Annotated in this window: 17 protein-coding genes; 10 read left to right on the top strand and 7 right to left on the bottom strand. The window is 64.4% G+C overall.

The features are described from left to right. Window positions 1-9: 9 nt before the first annotated feature. A complete protein-coding gene (locus tag MB818_RS03880; protein WP_238904313.1) occupies window positions 10-1038 on the bottom strand; it encodes a LacI family DNA-binding transcriptional regulator in 1029 nt (342 codons plus the stop codon). 144 nt (window positions 1039-1182) lie between these two features. Here MB818_RS03880 and MB818_RS03875 point away from each other — a divergent pair, with 144 nt between their 5' ends. The 9 genes from MB818_RS03875 (at window position 1183) to MB818_RS03835 (ending at window position 9177) form a co-directional block, all read left to right on the top strand. Beyond that, window positions 1183-1371 carry a hypothetical protein gene (locus tag MB818_RS03875; RefSeq protein WP_234137429.1) on the top strand — a complete coding sequence of 63 codons (189 nt, stop codon included), beginning with the start codon at window positions 1183-1185 and terminating at the stop codon, window positions 1369-1371. 23 nt (window positions 1372-1394) lie between these two features. Then, window positions 1395-2540: a TRAP transporter substrate-binding protein gene (locus MB818_RS03870; protein ID WP_234142823.1), complete on the top strand. Its 1146-nt coding sequence runs from the start codon at window positions 1395-1397 to the stop codon at window positions 2538-2540. 80 nt (window positions 2541-2620) lie between these two features. Next, on the top strand, window positions 2621-3163 hold the full coding sequence (locus MB818_RS03865; RefSeq protein WP_234137431.1) for a TRAP transporter small permease: 543 nt from the start codon (window positions 2621-2623) through the stop codon (window positions 3161-3163). A gap of 10 nt (window positions 3164-3173) precedes the next feature. Further along, window positions 3174-4502, top strand: a complete 1329-nt coding sequence (locus tag MB818_RS03860; protein WP_234137432.1) for a TRAP transporter large permease — start codon at window positions 3174-3176, stop codon at window positions 4500-4502. 12 nt (window positions 4503-4514) lie between these two features. Further along, window positions 4515-5822: a histidinol dehydrogenase gene (hisD, locus tag MB818_RS03855; protein ID WP_234137433.1), complete on the top strand. Its 1308-nt coding sequence runs from the start codon at window positions 4515-4517 to the stop codon at window positions 5820-5822. Beyond that, window positions 5815-6576, top strand: coding sequence for an SDR family NAD(P)-dependent oxidoreductase (locus tag MB818_RS03850; RefSeq protein WP_238904045.1), 762 nt, complete (start codon window positions 5815-5817; stop codon window positions 6574-6576). The genes hisD and MB818_RS03850 overlap by 8 nt, the downstream gene beginning before the upstream one ends. Continuing rightward, window positions 6573-7571, top strand: a complete 999-nt coding sequence (locus tag MB818_RS03845) for a zinc-dependent alcohol dehydrogenase (protein ID WP_238904043.1) — start codon at window positions 6573-6575, stop codon at window positions 7569-7571. The genes MB818_RS03850 and MB818_RS03845 overlap by 4 nt, the downstream gene beginning before the upstream one ends. Before the next feature lie 3 nt (window positions 7572-7574). Further along, window positions 7575-7979 carry a universal stress protein gene (locus tag MB818_RS03840; RefSeq protein ID WP_234142826.1) on the top strand — a complete coding sequence of 135 codons (405 nt, stop codon included), beginning with the start codon at window positions 7575-7577 and terminating at the stop codon, window positions 7977-7979. A gap of 43 nt (window positions 7980-8022) precedes the next feature. Next, entirely contained in the window at window positions 8023-9177 is a 1155-nt protein-coding gene (locus tag MB818_RS03835; protein WP_238904041.1) for an alpha-hydroxy acid oxidase, read from the top strand. Here the strand turns inward: MB818_RS03835 and speB are convergent. The 6 genes from speB to MB818_RS03805 form a co-directional block, all read right to left on the bottom strand. Then, window positions 9147-9995 carry an agmatinase gene (speB, locus tag MB818_RS03830; protein WP_238904039.1) on the bottom strand — a complete coding sequence of 283 codons (849 nt, stop codon included), beginning with the start codon at window positions 9993-9995 and terminating at the stop codon, window positions 9147-9149. The two genes, MB818_RS03835 and speB, sit on opposite strands and share 31 nt — an antisense overlap. Then, window positions 9992-11161, bottom strand: a complete 1170-nt coding sequence (gene nspC, locus MB818_RS03825; RefSeq protein ID WP_238904037.1) for a carboxynorspermidine decarboxylase — start codon at window positions 11159-11161, stop codon at window positions 9992-9994. The genes speB and nspC overlap by 4 nt, the downstream gene beginning before the upstream one ends. A gap of 104 nt (window positions 11162-11265) precedes the next feature. Continuing rightward, window positions 11266-12477, bottom strand: coding sequence for a saccharopine dehydrogenase family protein (locus MB818_RS03820; protein WP_238904035.1), 1212 nt, complete (start codon window positions 12475-12477; stop codon window positions 11266-11268). Between the two features lie 175 nt (window positions 12478-12652). Beyond that, window positions 12653-13201: a hypothetical protein gene (locus MB818_RS03815; RefSeq protein WP_234137441.1), complete on the bottom strand. Its 549-nt coding sequence runs from the start codon at window positions 13199-13201 to the stop codon at window positions 12653-12655. Then, window positions 13198-15087 carry a biosynthetic arginine decarboxylase gene (speA, locus tag MB818_RS03810; RefSeq protein ID WP_238904033.1) on the bottom strand — a complete coding sequence of 630 codons (1890 nt, stop codon included), beginning with the start codon at window positions 15085-15087 and terminating at the stop codon, window positions 13198-13200. The genes MB818_RS03815 and speA overlap by 4 nt, the downstream gene beginning before the upstream one ends. A 233-nt stretch (window positions 15088-15320) precedes the next feature. After that, a complete protein-coding gene (locus MB818_RS03805; protein WP_234142832.1) occupies window positions 15321-15989 on the bottom strand; it encodes a GntR family transcriptional regulator in 669 nt (222 codons plus the stop codon). 152 nt (window positions 15990-16141) lie between these two features. Here MB818_RS03805 and MB818_RS03800 point away from each other — a divergent pair, with 152 nt between their 5' ends. Next, window positions 16142-17092, top strand: a complete 951-nt coding sequence (locus MB818_RS03800) for a dihydrodipicolinate synthase family protein (RefSeq protein WP_234137444.1) — start codon at window positions 16142-16144, stop codon at window positions 17090-17092. Window positions 17093-17098 lie beyond the last annotated feature (6 nt).

Genomic DNA, 17098 nt, shown 5'->3' with positions numbered 1-17098 from the left:
GCTTGCGGCCTATGCGCGCGGTGGCCCCAGTGAGCCGCGCAGAACGACGCGGGTATCCAGTCGCTGCCCCTGTCCCGGTGTGCCCTCTGACACCATCGAGATCAGGGCACGCGCAGCGCGGGTGCCCATCTGTCGATGGGGCACATGCACGGTGGTCAGGCCCGGGCTGCACACCTTGGCCAGTTCGATATCGTCAAAGCCGGTGATCGAGACGTCGCCCGGCACGTCATATCCCATCTCCTTGGCCCGTCCCATGGCGCCGACAGCCAGCACGTCATTGCCGCACATCACAACGGTTGGGCGGGGCGTACGCTGCATCAGGGCCTCGAACGCGGCGGCGCCCTCGTCGATACCATAGGCGGTTTCCACAAGGCTCAGCGCGTCGGGGTCCAGTCCCGCCTCGTCCATGGCCGCGCGGATTGCGGCCACCCGGGCGCGGGCGCGGTCGTTGCCCGCCTGTTCGGCGCTGATCACGCCGATATGGCGATGGCCGTCCGCGATCACCCGTCGGGCAAGGTCCAGCATTGCGGAATGGTTGTCGAACCCGATCGTGGGCACCGGCGCATTCGGGTCGTGGACCCAGGCCACGAGGGTCGGAATGCCGCGCCGGTTGAGAAAGTCGTAGAGCGCCGGATCGCGATGGGCGCCGATCAGGAACAACCCGTCGGCGCCGCGCGCCACCAGGGTGCGAATCTGCTCCTCCTCCAGTTCGGCGCGATATGAAGAGGAGGCCACCAGTAACGTGATCCCCTTCAGCCGCAACTCCTCCTGAAAGGCCTGAAGACCTCGGGCAAAGATCGCGTTCTCCATGGTCGGGATCACGGCGCCGATGGTGTTGGTGCGTTTCGCGGCCAGGGCGCGGGCGCCGAAATTGGGTGAATATCCAAGGTCGCGCACCGCCTGCAAAACCCGGTTGCGGGTCTCCTCGATGACCCGGTCAGGCGTGTTCAGACAGCGCGAAACCGTTGCCGTCGACACGCCCGCGCGCCGGGCCACATCGGCCAGGGTCGGGGTGCGTTCGGTTGGCGGCGCGGTCATGCTGAGCGGTTCCATCGGGTTGAGGGCGGTAGGGTCCGATATCCCATCCGCTGGGAACAGCATAGCGTGTAAGCGCTTGCATCGTCAAATGTAAGCGCTTACATTGCTAGGGCGAATCGTGTTTTTACCCATCCGGAGGACCCGATGCTTTTGATCTCGGCCGCACTCTTTGCCCTGTTTGCCCTGAATGTGGGCCTTGGCTCTGTCGGGGTCGGGCCGATGCTGGGGGATGTTGGTGAAATGCTGGTTCTGTTCGCCGCTGCAATCGCGTTTGTGGTGGCCATTCTGCAACGGGAAGCCGCAGCGAAGAGCAAGACAAACCAGCGGCCCTGATCTGTCCAAATGGGAGGAAATACATGAAAGACGACCGGACCGGACTTGCGTCCGCGACACGCCGCAACTTTCTGAAACTGGCCGGCAGCGGCAGCTTTACCGCCGCCATGGTGGCCGGCGCGGCGGGGACCCTGTGGTCGACCGAGGCCGCAGCGCAGACCGCCAAGGAAGAGAAGGAACGTGAAGCCGCCGCATCGCATGTGATGACGGTGGCGACGGCCTATGTGCTGGGCGCGTCGCGCAGCTATCCGATCATGCAGCTGGACCTCAAGGAGAACATCCAGAACGCCACCAACGGCAAGGTCTATGTGAAACTGGCGCCGGGCGGCCAGCTGGGTGCCGGTGGCGCGCTGGTGCAAAAGGTGCAGGGCGGCACCATCCAGGCGGCGCAGCATTCGCTGTCGAATTTCGCCCCCTTCGCAAGCGCCGTCGACCTGATCAACATGCCGTATTTCTGCGGCTCGAACCAGCGGTTCACCAACCTCGTGTCGTCGGATGCCTGGAAGTCCGAGGTGCATCCCAAGGTCGAGGCCGCGGGCTTCAAGGCGCTGTTTTATATCGTGATCGACCCGCGCGTCGTGGCCGTGCGCAAGGGCGGCAACGCGGTGATCACGCCGGGCGATCTGGCAGGGGTCAAGTTCCGCGTGCCGGGCTCGAAGATGCTGCAACAGTATTACCGCATGGTCGGCGCCAACCCGACGCCGGTGGCCTGGGGCGAGACGCCCTCGGCGATCAAGCAGGGCGTGGCCGATGCGCTCGACCCGTCGGTCGGCGCGCTTTATGTCTTTGGCTTCAAGGACATCCTCAGCCATGTGACCTTTACCCAGGCGGTGCCCGACAGCCAGGTGTTCTCGATGAACCTGGAATGGTTCAACGGGCTTCCGGCAGACGTGCAGGAAGGCATCATGTTCGCGGGCGAGGTCACCTCGCAGCAGAACCTGGCCAAAGTGCCCGCCGCGCGTGCCTATGCGATGTCGGAACTGACCAAATCCGGGGTCGAGTTCCATTCGCTGTCCGCCGACCAACTGGCCGAATGGCAGGCGACCGGCGGCTATCAGCGCTCGGAATGGGACAGCTTCAAGACCGAACTGGCCGGGTCGATGGATGCCTTTGCACGCCTCGAAGAGGCCGCCGGCACCATGGGCCGCTACTACGTGCACGACGCCTGATCGGGCACTGGCCGGCGCCTGGGACGGCGCCGGCCCTTTCCTTACCCGCATGACGCCATCAACCGGGCCTCCGGCAACGGATGCCCCTCGCCCGGAGGGAGGGACGCGTGAGCCTTATCCTGAATGCCCTGAACCGGAATGCCGAGCGCTGGGCGCTCTTGGTGTTCTACGTGATGCTTGTCGTCACCATGGCCATCGAGGTGCTGCGGCGCGAGATCTTCGCCTATTCCTCGATCTGGGGAGAGGAGATCGTGCGCTATTCCTTCATCTACCTCGCCTGGATCGGCGCCGCCTCGGCGGTGAAGGAACGGGGCCATATCCGCATCGACGTGCTGATGCATTACCTGGGCCGCCGGGCCAAGGCGCTGCTCTATATCTTTGGCGATCTGGTGATGTTCGTGGTGGCGGTCATCGCGCTGTACTGGTCGTTCGAAACGGTGCTGGTCTCGGCCAAGTTCGGATCGGTCAGTCACGGCCTGCGCATCTCGATGGTGTGGTTCCTGATGGCGGTGCCGGTCGGGTTCTCGCTGATGATCCTGCGACTGGTGCAATCCTTCCTGCGCGATTTGCGCAGCCTTCGTGACGGTACACCCGTCTACGAGGGCGACAAACTGTTCGATTGAGGGGACGGTCATGCTTTGGAACACCCTCAATCAGACGGTTGAACTGGGCTGGGATTTCTACCTGCCGGTGATCCTGTTCGTGGGCCTCATCGCGCTGGCGGTGCCGGTCTGGGCCGCCATCGGGGCGGCGGCGATCACCATGTTGATCATGTCGGGGGACATGCCGCTGAGCGCGGTGGGCGAGAGCCTGTTCACCGGCATCGACGCCTTTGCGCTGACAGCGGTGCCGCTGTTCATCCTGACCGGTGACGTGCTGGTGCGCACGGGGCTTTCGCGCAAGTTCCTGGACGTGGCCGAGGCGCTCACGCAATTCGCCAAGGGCGGGTTCGGCTCGGCCACGGTACTGGTCTGCGGCATGTTCGCGGCCATTTCGGGCTCGGACGCGGCGGGGGCCGCCGCCGTGGGCCGGATGACCATCGACCGGCTGGTCGAGTCGGGCTATCCCCGGCCCTATGCCTGTGCGCTGGTGGCAGCGGGGGCCTGTACCGGCATCCTGATCCCGCCTTCGATCGCCTATATCATCATCGGTCTGGTGCTGGGTATCTCGGCCTCGACCCTGTTTCTGGCCGCGCTCATTCCGGGCCTGTGCATCCTGATCTCGATCCTGGTCACCAATGTGGTGATGAACCGCATCAACGGCTGGGAGGGCGGCGGCAATATCTCGGCCGCCGAATACCTGGGCAATCTGGGCCGGGCGCTGAAATCCGGCTGGTATGCCTTCATCGTGCCGGGGATCATCTTTTACGGCATCTTCTCGGGCCGGCTGACGCCGACCGAGGCGGGTGCCACCGCTGTTGTCGTCACCATCCTGATGGGCTTCATCCTGCGCACCCTGTCGCTGTCAGACTTCCCGGCGATGCTGGTCAGCTCGGCCAAGGTGAACGGGGTTATCCTGCCGATCATCGCCTTTTCGGCGCCGCTGGCGGAGGCGCTGGCGATCATGGGCGTGCCGCAGGGATTTGTCGCCGCTGTCACCGGCATGACCGACGAACCCTGGCTGTTGATCCTGCTGATGATCGGTATCCTGATCGCGGCGGGCTGCGTCATGGAGACGACGCCCAATATCGTGATCCTTGCCCCGATCCTGAAGCCGCTGGCCGACAATATCGGCATGAACGAGATCCAGTTCTGCATCATGATGATCACCGCGCTGGGTGTGGGCTTCATCACGCCGCCGCTGGGGCTGAACCTTTTCGTGGTCTCCGGCATCACCGGCGAGTCGATCCTCAAGATCGCCGCCCGCGCCGTTCCCTTCGTCTTGTTCATGCTGCTGGTGGTGCTGCTCATCGCCTATCTGCCCGCCATTTCCACCACCCTCTTGCCCGATATCTACAAATAGGACGCCCCCGGTATGACCATCGAATACCTCAAGAAAGCTTCGCTTACCTCGAAATCCGATGCCTCGGATGTGCAAGAGACGGTGCGCGCGATCCTCGCCGATATCGAGGCGGGCGGGGATCAGGTCGCGCTGGACTATGCCGCCAAGTTCGACCGCTACGAGGGCAGCATCATCCTGTCGCCCGAAGAGATCGAGGCCGCCTGCGCGCTGGTGCCGGAAAAGCTCAAGGCCGATATCCGCTTTGCCCATGACAATGTGCGCCGCTTTGCCGAGACGCAGAAGGCGACATTGACCGATGTCGAGCTTGAGGTGGTGCCGGGCGTGATCACCGGGCAAAAGGCGATCCCGGTGGATGCGGCGGGCTGCTATGTGCCCGGCGGGCGCTATAGCCATATCGCCAGCGCCATCATGACCGTGACCACGGCCAAGGTGGCGGGGTGCAAGCATATCATGGCCTGCTCGCCGCCGCGTCCCGGTGTCGGCGTGGCGCCTGCCATCGTCTATGCCGCCCATATCTGTGGCGCCGACACGATCATGGCAATCGGCGGTGTGCAGGGCGTGGCGGCCATGGCCTTTGGCCTGTTTGGCCTGCCCAAGGCGAAAATCCTGGTCGGTCCCGGCAACCAGTTCGTGGCCGAGGCCAAGCGGATGCTGTTCGGGCGTGTCGGCATCGACATGATCGCGGGCCCCACCGACAGCCTGATCCTGGCCGACAAGACCGCCGATCCGCATATCGTGACCACCGATCTGGTGAGCCAGGCCGAGCATGGCTACAACTCGCCCGTCTGGCTGGTGACCGACGATCGCGCGCTGGCGGAAAAGGTGATCGAGATGATCCCGGCCTATATCGCCGACCTGCCCGAGGTGAACCGCGACAATGCCGCCGCCGCGTGGCGTGATTATGCCGAAGTGATCCTGTGCGCCGACCGCGAGGAGATGGCTGCCACCTCGGACCGTTACGCGCCCGAGCACCTGACGGTGATGGCCGACGACCTGGATTGGTGGCTCGACCGGCTCAGCTGTTATGGATCGCTGTTCCTGGGCGAAGAAAGCACCGTCAGCTATGGCGACAAGGCGGCGGGCACCAACCACGTGCTGCCGACAAGCGGCGCCGCCAGCTATACCGGGGGCCTCAGCGTGCACAAATACATGAAGATCGTGACCTGGCAGCGTGGCACCCGCGAGGGCTACAAGCCCGTGGCCGAGGCCACCGCCCGCATCGCCCGGCTTGAGGGGATGGAGGGCCATGCCCGCGCCGCCGATGTGCGGCTGGCCAAGTATTTCCCCGACGAGACCTTTGACCTGACCGCCAATGGCTGACTCTGGCTATCTCTTCTCGGTGCGGGGCCGGGTGGCCTGTGTCACCGGCGCCAGTTCCGGCCTTGGCCGGCGCGCGGCGACGGTGCTGGCGCAGGCTGGCGCACGGGTGGTGGGCGTGGCCCGGCGCGCCGATGCGCTGGCCGAATGGCGCGCCGAGGCGGGGGGCGAAACCCATGCCATTCCCTATGACCTGTCGGACCGCGACGGGCTGGAGGGGCTGGCGCGGCAGGTGGTCGAACCGTTCGGGGCGCCCGACATTCTGGTGCATGCGGCTGGCATCAACACCCGCCAGCCCGCCGATGAGGTCACGCCCGAAGGCTGGGACATCACCCTGACACTGAACCTGTCGGTGCCGTTCTTCCTCAGCCAGTATCTGGTCCCGGGGATGAAGGCGCGCGGTTGGGGTCGGATCGTCAATTTCGCCTCGCTCCAGACAACCCGCGCCTTTCCCGGCGGCATCGCCTATGGCGCGTCCAAGGGCGGTGTGGCCCAGATGACCCGCGCCATGGCCGAGGCCTGGTCTCCGCACGGAATTACCGCCAACGCGCTGGGGCCGGGTTTTTTCCGGACCGAGCTGACGGCGCCTGTCTTTGCCGATCCCGCGCGCGCGGCGCGCAACGCGGCGCAGACCTGTCTCGGCCGCAATGGAGAGCCCGAGGATCTGGACGGGCCGTTGTTGTTCCTTTGCTCCGAGGCGTCGGCCTATGTCACCGGTCAGGTGCTGATGGTGGATGGAGGATATACCGCGAAATGAAGGCGCTGGTTTACACGGGCCCCGAAACGCTTGCGCTGCGCGAGATGCCCAACCCGTCGGTGGGGCCGGGCGAACAGCTGATCCGCATCGCGCAGGTGGGTATCTGCGGCTCGGACATGCATGCCTATCTGGGCCACGATGCGCGCCGCCCGGCGCCGCTGATCCTGGGTCACGAGGTGGCCGGTGTGATCGTGGGTGGGCCGCGCGATGGCGAGCGGGTCACCGTGAACCCGCTGGTCACCTGCGGCGACTGCCCGGCCTGCCGCACGGGACGCGACAACCTGTGCCCCGCCCGCCAGATCATCTCGATGCCCCCGCGCGAGGGCGGCTTTGCCGAATATGTGGCGATGCCCGAGGGCAATCTGGTGACCGTTCCCGACCCCGTCCCGCTGGCCAAGGCGGCACTGGCCGAACCCATCGCCTGCGGCTGGCACACGGTGCGCCTGTCACTGGCCGCGCTATCCGGTGCGCGCGACACGGCGCTGGTACTGGGGGGCGGGGCGATCGGGCTGGGCGCCGCACTCTGCCTGGCGGCGCAAGGCGTGCCGCAAGTCACCGTGGTCGAGCCGAACCCCGCCCGCCGCGCCTATCTGAGCGACCGCTGCGGCCAGCATGCGGTCGACGCTGCGCCAGAGGGGTCGCAATTCGATCTGGTGATCGACGGGGTGGGCTATGCCGCCACCCGCGCCGCTGCCTCGGCCCATGTGCGCCCCGGCGGTGTGATCGGCCATATCGGCCTGGGCGAGGATACCGGTGGCCTCGATATCCGGCGGATGACCCTGCAAGAGATCACCTTTATCGGGACCTATACCTATACCGCCGAGGATTTCCGCCAGACCGCGCAGGCAATCTTTGACAGCCGCCTCGGCCCGCTTGACTGGACCGAGGCGCGCCCGCTGGAACAGGGTGCCGAGGCCTTTGCCGATATCCGCGCGGGCCGGGTGGCGGCACCCAAGGTCCTGCTGGTTCCCGACACCGACCCGGAAAGGAGTTAGGCCATGTATCACCGCATCCTTGTTGCCCTGTCGCTGGAACACGGGATCAGCGAGCGGGCGCTCGAAACCGCCCGCGCCCTGGCCGCCGAGGACGCCACCATCCGCGCCGTCCACGTGATCGAGCCGCCCAACCCGGCGGTCCGCGCCTATCTGGACGCCGATCTGGTGGCAAAGGCCCGCGCCGATGCCGAGGCGCGGTTGCGCGCCCGCGTGGCCGATGCGCCCGGGGTCGAACCGGTGTTGCTGAGCGGTCATTCCAGCCGCGCGCTGACCGAATATGCCACCGACATGGGCATCGACCTGATCATCGTCGGCTCGCACCGGCCCGGCCTCAGCGACTATTTTCTGGGCACCACCGCCGCCCGCGTTGTTCGCCACGCGCCCTGTACCGTGATGGTGCTGCGCTAGGGAACGGCCCAACCCGCAGGACGACTAGGAAAGAGCCCAGGCCATGCTGCGCCAGACCGGCATTCATTCCAGCGAGGACGCCCGCAGGCTGGCGCGCAGGAGCCTGCCCTGGATGGTGTTCGACTATATCGACGGCTCGGCCGGCGAAGAGCATGGCGCGATGCTGGCGCGCCGGGCCATTCAGGATATTCGCCTGACGCCCCGGGTGCTGCGCAACGTCAGCCGGCGAGAGCTGCGGGTGCAGCTCTTCGACAAGCTGGCAGTGCGCCCCTTTGGCATCAGCCCGATGGGCATGTGCAACCTGTCCACCCCCGGCGCCGATCTGATGCTGGCCCGGCTGGCCGCAAGGGACCGGGTGCCGCATGGCGTCTCGACCGTGGCCTCGACCGACATGGAAACCCTGCTCAAGGTCTCGGGCGGCATGGCCTGGTTCCAGCTTTATTTCAGCGGCGATGGCAGCGGCACCATGAAACTGGTCGAGCGCGCCCGTGCGGCCGGCTATGGCACGCTGGTGCTGACCGTCGATGTGCCCGAGGTGGGCCGCCGCCCGCGCGAACTGCGGCACGGGTTCAAGATGCCGTTCCGCATCGGTCCCCGTCAATTCGTCGATTTCGCGCTGCATCCGCGCTGGTCCCTGTCCACGCTGATCCGGGGGCGGCCGCAGATGGCCAATTTCGACGGGCGGGATTATGTTTTCGACCGTACCGAGAGCCGTGCCGCCGCCGATTGGACGACATTCGAGCGCCTGCGCGCCGCCTGGCCCGGAAAGCTGGTGGTCAAGGGCGTGCTGCACCCCGATGATGCGCTGCGCCTCAAGGCGCTGGGCGCCGATGCGATCCAGGTCTCCAGCCACGGTTGCCGGCAGCTTGACGCCGCACCCCCCGCGATCGAGGCGCTGGCCGCGATCCGACAGGCGGTCGGCCCCACCTATCCGCTGTTCTATGACAGTGGCATCCGCAGCGGCGAGGATGTGGTCAAGGCCTATGCGATGGGGGCCGATTTCGTGTTCCTCGGCCGCCCGCTTCTGTATGCCATGGCGGCGGGGGGCGAGGCAGGGCTGCACCAGCTGTGGGACGTGCTGGCGCAGGAGGTCAGCCTGACATTGGCGCAGTTGGGCCTGACCGACATGGCCGCGCTGCGCGAGCGTGCCCTACCACATAACGGGGATCAGGCTGTACAGGCCGCCATCAGCCGATAGACGATCTGGGCGGCGGTGAATTCCCAGGCGGCATTGCCGTCGGGCGCCAGTTCCACCACGTCAAGGCCAACGCATCTGCGGCCCTTGAGCGCGTGTTCGACCAGGTGCAGTGACTGATAATAGCCAAGGCCGCCGGGCACCGGCGTTCCGGTTGCGGGCATCTGGGCCGGGTCCAGCCCGTCGACATCGAAACTGACATAGACCAGCTCGGGGAAATCCTCGGGCAGGTCGATGGCGTGGATGTTGCCTGTGACCAGCTCCTCGGCATCCTTGTAGAACACGCCGTGTTTGGCGCGCTCGTCCATTTCCTGCTGGCAGAGGGCGCGGACGCCGAATTGCGCCAGCCGAATACCCTCCTCGGCGAGCAGGTGCATGACCGAGGCGTGGCTGTGTTTCTCGCCCTGATAGGCGATGCGCAGGTCGGCATGGGCGTCGATCTGTACCAGTCCCAGCGGTTGCCCCAGGGCGCGCGCCACGCCCATCACCGCGCCGAAGCTGAGCGAATGTTCACCTCCCAGCGTCACCGGCACCCGGCCTGCGCGGATGGCGGCTTCGGTCCGTTGGGCGAGGCGTTCCATCACCTCGGGCAGCGGGCCGTCGCAGTCGAGCGGCGGTTCGGTGAAGATGCCCTGCGCACAGGGCTCGGCGCCGTTGGTGATGCGTTCAAGCTCGTTTGACGCTTCGATGATCGCACCGGGCCCCCCCACCGTGCCCGCGCCGTAAGAGACGGTGCGTTCCAGCGGAACGGGGATGATCCGGAAACGGGCGTCCTCGGTCCGTTCGGCGGCTGAAAGTTCGCTGTCGAGGAAGATGCTCATGAGAGACGGTCCTTGAAGTCGGAATAGTCGAATTGGCGCACGATGCGCAGCGCGTCGGTGTCGCTGTTCCACAGCGCGATCGTGGGCAGGGGCACGCCGTTGAACGTGTTGGTCTTGACCATCGAGTAATGCGCCTGGTCGAGAAAGGCGAAGCGCTGGCCGATGGTCAGGGGCCGGTCCCAGGTGTAATCGCCGATCACATCGCCCGCCAGGCAGGAGGGGCCGCCCAGGCGATAGGTATGGCCGCTCTCGGCCTCGTCCATCAGGGCGGGGCGATAAGGCGCCTCGATCACATCGGGCATGTGGCAGGTGGCCGAGATATCGGTTATGGCGAGGTCCATGCCATTGGTCGGCAGGTCGAGGATTTCACCGACGAGGATACCCGCATCCAGCGCCACCGCCTCTCCCGGTTCAAGATAGACGTCGACACCGTGTTTTTCCCGGATACCCTTGATGAAGTGCACCAGCGCATCGCGGTCGTAATCGGCGCGGGTGATGTGATGACCGCCACCGAAGTTGAGCCATTTGAGGCCGGGCAGGTAGGCGGCGAGCTTCGCCTCGACCGCCGCCCAGGTGCGTGCGAGCGGGTCGAACCCCTGTTCGCAGAGCGTGTGCATGTGCAGCCCGTCGACCCCTGTTAGCGCCTCGGGCGTCAACAAACTGACCGGGGTGCCAAGCCGGGAGCAGGGCGCGCAGGGGTCGTATTTGGCGATCTCGCCTTCGGAATGTTCGGGGTTGATCCTGAGACCCACCTGAACGCCCACCGCCTGGGCGCGGGTCAGGAAACGATCCTTTTGCGCCGGGCTGTTGAAGATGATGTGATCGCTGAGCGACAGGATCTCGTCGATATCCTGTTCCTTGTACCCGGCGCAGAAGGTGGCGACCTCGCCGCCATATTCCTCGCGCCCCAGCCGCGCCTCGTAGATGCCGCTGGCGCAGGTGCCGCCGAGATATTGGCGCACGAGGGGCGCGAGGGCGAACATGGAAAACGCCTTGAGCGCCGACAGCACATGTGCGCCGGAGCGGTCGGAGATATCCTTGAGGATCGCCAGATTGCGCTCGATGGCGACCTCGTCGACCACGAAACAGGGGGTAGGCACGCGGGAGAGGTCGAAGTGGCGGAAGGCGCCAGCGTCTCCTGCCTGGGTCTGCATCACATCTGCCATTTCCGGCGCCTCCGCTGGAGGAGAGGCCGGGGGGCGCTGCCCCCCGGACCCCCCGAGGTATTTTCAAACAGAAGAAAGGGCGCGGGCGCCCGTTGCCCACAAGGTCAGAAAGAGACCGGACCGTCGAGTTCATGGACCTGCCACGGCAGGCCGTGATTGTTCAGCATGTCCATGAAGTCATCGGGGTCGAGCTGTTCCATGTTCCACACGCCCGGTTCCACCCAGTTGCCCTTGAGCACCTGCGCCGCGCCGATCATGGCGGGGACACCGGTGGTGTAGCTGACCGCTTGGCTGCCAACCTCGGCAAAGCATTCCTCGTGGTCGCAGATGTTGTAGATGTAATAGGTCTTCTCGCCCGATCCGTCCTTGGCCTGACCCGTGGCGATATCGCCGATGCAGGCCTTGCCCTTGGTTTCCTCGGCCAGCGTGCCGGGATCGGGCAGCAGGGTTTTGAGGAACTGGATCGGGATGATTTCCTTGCCGTCATGCATGACCGGGTCGATGCGGGTCATGCCGACGTTTTCCAGCACGCGGGCGTGCATGATATAGGCATCGCCGAATGTCATCCAGAAGCGGGCGCGCTCGATTTCGGGGAAGTGGGTGGAGAGGCTTTCCAACTCCTCGTGATACATCAGGTACATGTTCTTGGGCCCGATGCCGGGGAAGTCGAACTCGACCTTGTGGGTCATCGCGGGCGTGACCTGCCAGGCGCCGTTTTCCCAATGCCGCGCCTCGGCCAGAACCTCGCGCAGGTTGATCTCGGGGTTGAAATTGGTGGCGAATGCCTGCTCGTTCGAGCCGCCATTGGCATCCAGCACGTCGATCTGGCGGATGGTGGCAAGCTTGTGCTTTTTCAGCCAGGTGGCAAAGACCGAGGTCACGCCGGGATCGAAGCCCGAGCCGAGGATGGCGGTCAGGCCAGCGGCCTTGAACTTGTCCTGATAGGCCCATTGCCAGTGATATTCGAACTTGGCCACATCCTCGGGCTCATAGTTGGCGGTATCGAGGTAGTGGCACCCGGCCTCGAGGCAGGCATCCATCAGCTTGAGGTCCTGATAGGGCAGGGCGAGGTTCACGAGGATCTCGGCGCCTGTCTCCTTGATGAGCGCGACGGTGGCGGCCACGTCCATCGCATCGAGCGCGGCGGTCTTGATCGTCACGCCAGTGCGCTCCTTGACCGAGGCGGCGATGGCGTCGCATTTCGCCTTGGTTCGGCTGGCCAGAGTGATCTCGGAAAAGATGTCGGAATTCATGGCCATCTTGTGAACGGCGGCGTGGCTGACGCCACCTGCACCGACAACGAGTGTTTTGCCCATGGGAAAGTCTCCTCTGGCTGGTGGGTTATTCGTAATCAGGTGTATCTCTTATCGGACGAGACTAACACCGTTGCGGAGTAATCAGGTGGTTCGGTTGTGACTGTGCCTGATTAGGTGTTGGCTGTTGTTCGTGCCCAGTTAGTTTCAGTGTTTCCGCGTAGCAAGAAAAACATGGCTATGATCCATTTCTATGAAGGCCTGCAAGAATTTCATCGTAGATGTTCTGCATCTGAGTAGTGCAGGAAGCCAAGGCGGCATATGTTACTCGATCAAAAAACGATGCAATGCGACCCAATCTCTCGGTTGTTGCCTCAATCTCGGCCAAGGTGAGGTTCACTTGGATGTCGTTCATCATGGTAAAGATCACAACACTTGTCCGTGCACCGTCGTTCACACGAAAGCCGCTGATCCCGTGCGCGAGCCGGTTCCGAATGTGAAGGCCGCCCGCGACCTGCCTGTGGATCTCGTCAATAACATCCATATGCATGGGTTTGTGTCGCGCGATGGTCTTGTGCAGGTCTTGCCAACGATCCAATGAACGAAGGATGCCATGGGTCGGCTGAAGCCCCGCGGCGTCTTCCAGTTGCGTGATGGACTGTCTCAACTCTTCTTCAAGATACGACCACATGAAGAAATGCGCGCCCACCGCTTCATGCAGATCGCGCAAACCGAATGTCTCAGGGATTGATGGCCCGCCGTGGTCGCAGGTCGGTCTTTGTTTCATTCGTAATAGGTATAGCCGTTGATGCTGTCGCGATAGGCGCCGATGATCAGCTTGCGCTCGTTTGCCTTGAGGCAGCCGTTCGAAATGGCGCCGTCGACCAGCTTGCGAAAGGCGGCGACGCAATCGGCCGGGTCGTATTCGACGTAAGAGAGCACCTCGGAGATGGTGTCGCCCTCCTGCTCGTGCAGCAGGTCGAACCCGCCATCGGCGCGCAGGTCGATGGTGACCACGTTGGTGTCGCCAAAGAGGTTGTGCAGATCGCCCAGCGTTTCCTGATAGGCGCCGACAAAGAAAACGCCGAGGTAATAGTCCTGATCCTCGGGTAGGGAGTGCACAGGCAAGGACGGCGACACGCCATCGGCAAGGATGAAGCGGTCGACCTTGCCGTCGCTGTCGCAGGTGATGTCGGACAGGACCGCGCGGCGGTCGGGCGCCTCATTCAGCATCTGCAAGGGCACGATCGGGTGCAGCTGGTCGATGGCCCAGACATCGGGCAGCGACTGGAACAGGGAGAAATTACAATGGTAGATATCGGCGATCTTTTCCATCTGGGCGTCCAGATCGGTCTCGGCCTCGACCTCGGCCACCATGGTCTTGATCCGCGCCATCAGCGACAGATAGATCCGTTCGGCCCGGGCCATCTGGCGCAGATCGACATAGCCACGGCGGAATAGCGCCCGCAATTCGTTGCGATAAAAGGTGGCGTCGTTCCAGCATTCCTGAAGCCGCGCGGGCGTCAGGTACCCGTTCACCGCCGCCAGGTCGGTGACCAGATGGTGATCGTCGGGCTCGGTGCCCGGCGCGGTGGGCGCGTCGTACAGCGTGCTTTCGAGCACGTTGAACACCAGCAGCGACGAGGTTGCCACCACCGCGCGGCCGCTTTCGGTGACGATGGTGGGATGCGCGATGCCGGCCTCGTCCATCGCATAGGCCACTGTTTCCACCACATTGGCGCAATATTCCTCGACCGTGTAGTTGATCGAGTTCTCGGTGGCGCGCTTCTCGCCGGTGTAATCGACGCCCATGCCGCCGCCCAGATCCAGATGGCTGAGCGGCACGCCCTCGGCGCTGAGTTCGGTGAAATAGCGGCAGGCCTCGCCCACGGCGCGGCGCACGTCATTGACGTCGGGCACCTGGCTGCCCAGATGCGAGTGTTGCAGTTTCAGGCAATGGATCAGCCCGGCATCGCGCAGCTTGTCGACCACGCGCACCAACTGGTCGGTATTCATCCCGAACGAGGAGCGGTCGCCGGAGCTTTCTTCCCATTTGCCGCTCAGCTGGTTGGTGAGCTTCACGCGCACACCCAGAAGCGGCTCGATCCCCAGCTCGTTATAGACCTCGATAACGGTATCGGCCTCTTTCGGGCTTTCCAGCACGATCACGGTGTTGAAGCCCAGTTTGCGGCTGAGGATGGCCAGCCGGATGAACTCGGCATCCTTGACCCCGTTGCACACGATCAGCGCGTCCGGGGCCAGCTTGTGCGCCAGCGCGATCACCAGCTCGGGCTTCGACCCGGCCTCAAGCCCGTAACTGTAGCGATGGCCAAACTCGACGATACGGTCGATCACCTGCGCCTGCTGATTGACCTTGATCGGGAACACGCCGCGATAGGCGCCCTTGTAGCCCGAGCGCCTGATGGCATCGGCAAAACTGTCGTTGATATGGGCGATCTCGTTTTCCAGATAGGAACTGATCCGCAGGATCATCGGCGCGCGGATGCCGCGCTGTTCCAGATCGTGCAGGATACCGGGAAGGCTGACCGCATCGGCCTCGGGGCGGAGCGGGTTTTTCAGCCCGATCTCACCCTCTTCTGTCACCACAATCAGGCCCTTGCCCCATTTGTCCACGCCATAGATGGAATGCGGTGCGTCAAGAGGATGTTTCAATCGGGTCGGCCTTTCCTGCGGCTGGGGCTCCGGTGTCGGTCGCCCTTTAAAGGCGGGGTTCGATTCGTCCAAGGCCAAACTTGCGGTGATCGCCAAGAGGCGTGCGAAATGGACTTCGGGTCGTTCGCGACCTGTTTTCCTGGTCGTTTTCAGGTCAGCATAACCAAGGATCGCAACAACTTGAAACCGTTTGTGGCGATTTGCCGGGAAACGGATGCGGATGGCGCGTGATGTTACCCGTTGCGCTGTTCCATATGCTCGGCCAGCGAGTCGCGGGCGCCATGGATATGCTCGGCCGTCAGGGCGGCGGCGCGTTCGGCCTCTCCCTTGGTGCAGGCGTCGAGAATGGCCAGATGCTCGCGGCGGGCGCGCTCCATCCCGTCGCTCAGCACCAGCTGCGCGCGCAGATAGCGGTCGATCCGGTCCATCGCGTTTTCGATGACCCCCAGGTGATAGGGCAGGGCCGAGGCGCGGTAGAGCGTTTCGTGAAACTCGCGGTTCAGGTCGCCATAGTGCATCGGGTCGCTGGCGGCGGCGAAGCGTTCCAGACAGGCGCGGGCGGTGTCCAGCACCTCGGTCGTCATGTTGGGTACGGCCCGGCGCATCACCTCGGCCTCGACCAGCGCGCGGAAATCGAAGATCTCGGTCGCCTCGGCCATCGACAGACCCGCCACCACGGCGCCCTTGTAGCGTTCGGTTTTCACCAACCCTTGCTGCTCCAGCATGGTCAGTGCCTCGCGCACCGGGATGCGGCTGGTGTTGAAGCTGCGCGCAATCTCGTCCTGCCGTAGCGGTTCACCATCGGCCAAGTCGCCCTCGACAATCGCGCGGCGCAGGGCAGCAAAGATGATACTGGCCGCCGAGGCCGAACGCCCGATGTCAACGGTTTGAAATTTCGCCATTTTCCACGCTGTCAGCTACCGCTTTTCCCGCAGGCTAACGCAACACGGCGGGGATGTAAAAATTTTATATTGAATATTGGATACAATATCCGATACCAAGAGAATATCACGACTCAGGGCGGGTCCGGTGATCCGCGATGAAAGGACATTCCATGACCCAGACCGTTTTCTCCGGCACCATGCCGGCGCTGATGACCCCCTGCACCCCCGACCGCCGCCCCGATTTCGACGCGCTGGTGCGCAAGGGGCGCGAGATGATTGCCGCGGGCATGTCGGCGGTGGTCTATTGCGGCTCGATGGGGGACTGGCCGCTGTTGACCGATGCCGAGCGGATGGAGGGCGTCGCGCGCCTGACTGCCGCCGGGGTGCCGGTGATCGTTGGCACCGGCGCGGTCAACACCGCCTCGGCCGTTGCCCATGCCCGTCACGCGGCCGAAGTCGGCGCGCGCGGTCTGATGGTGATCCCGCGCGTGTTGTCGCGCGGCAGTTCGATGGCGGCGCAGCGCGCCCATTTCGCGGCGATCCTGTCGGCGGCGCCCGACTTGCCGGCAGTGATCTACAACAGCCCCTATTATGGCTTCGCCACCCGCGCCGATCTGTTCTTTGACCTGCGCCGTTCGCACCCAAACCTGATCGGGTTCAAGGAGTTCGGCGGCAAGGCCGACTTGCGCTATGCCGCCGAGGCGATCACCTCGCAGGACGATGGCGTGACGCTGATGGTCGGGGTCGATACCGCCGTCTATCATGGCTTCGTCAATTGTGGGGCCGAAGGGGCGATCACCGGCATCGGCAACGCGCTGCCGCGCGAGGTGCTGCATCTGGTGGCGCTCTGCCAGCAGGCGGCAGCGGGCGATCCGGTGGCGCGGCAGCGCGCGCAGGAGCTGGAAGAGGCGCTGGGGGTATTGTCGTCCTTTGACGAGGGGCCGGACCTGGTCCTTTACTACAAGCACCTGATGGTGCTGAACGGCGAGCCGGAATACAGCCTGCATTTCAACGAGTCTGATGTGCTGAGCGACAGCCAGCGCGGCTATGTCGAGCGGCAATACGCCCTGTTCCGCGCCTGGTATGCCGGTTGGTCGCAGCAGCTCGACCTGGCGGCCTGAGGCAAC

Origin of the sequence: Ruegeria alba (genome assembly GCF_022321465.1) — a bacterium.
Classification (GTDB): domain Bacteria; phylum Pseudomonadota; class Alphaproteobacteria; order Rhodobacterales; family Rhodobacteraceae; genus Ruegeria_B; species Ruegeria_B alba.
Note: the sequence above shows the minus strand (reverse complement) of the source record. Positions and strands in the feature narration are given on the sequence as shown.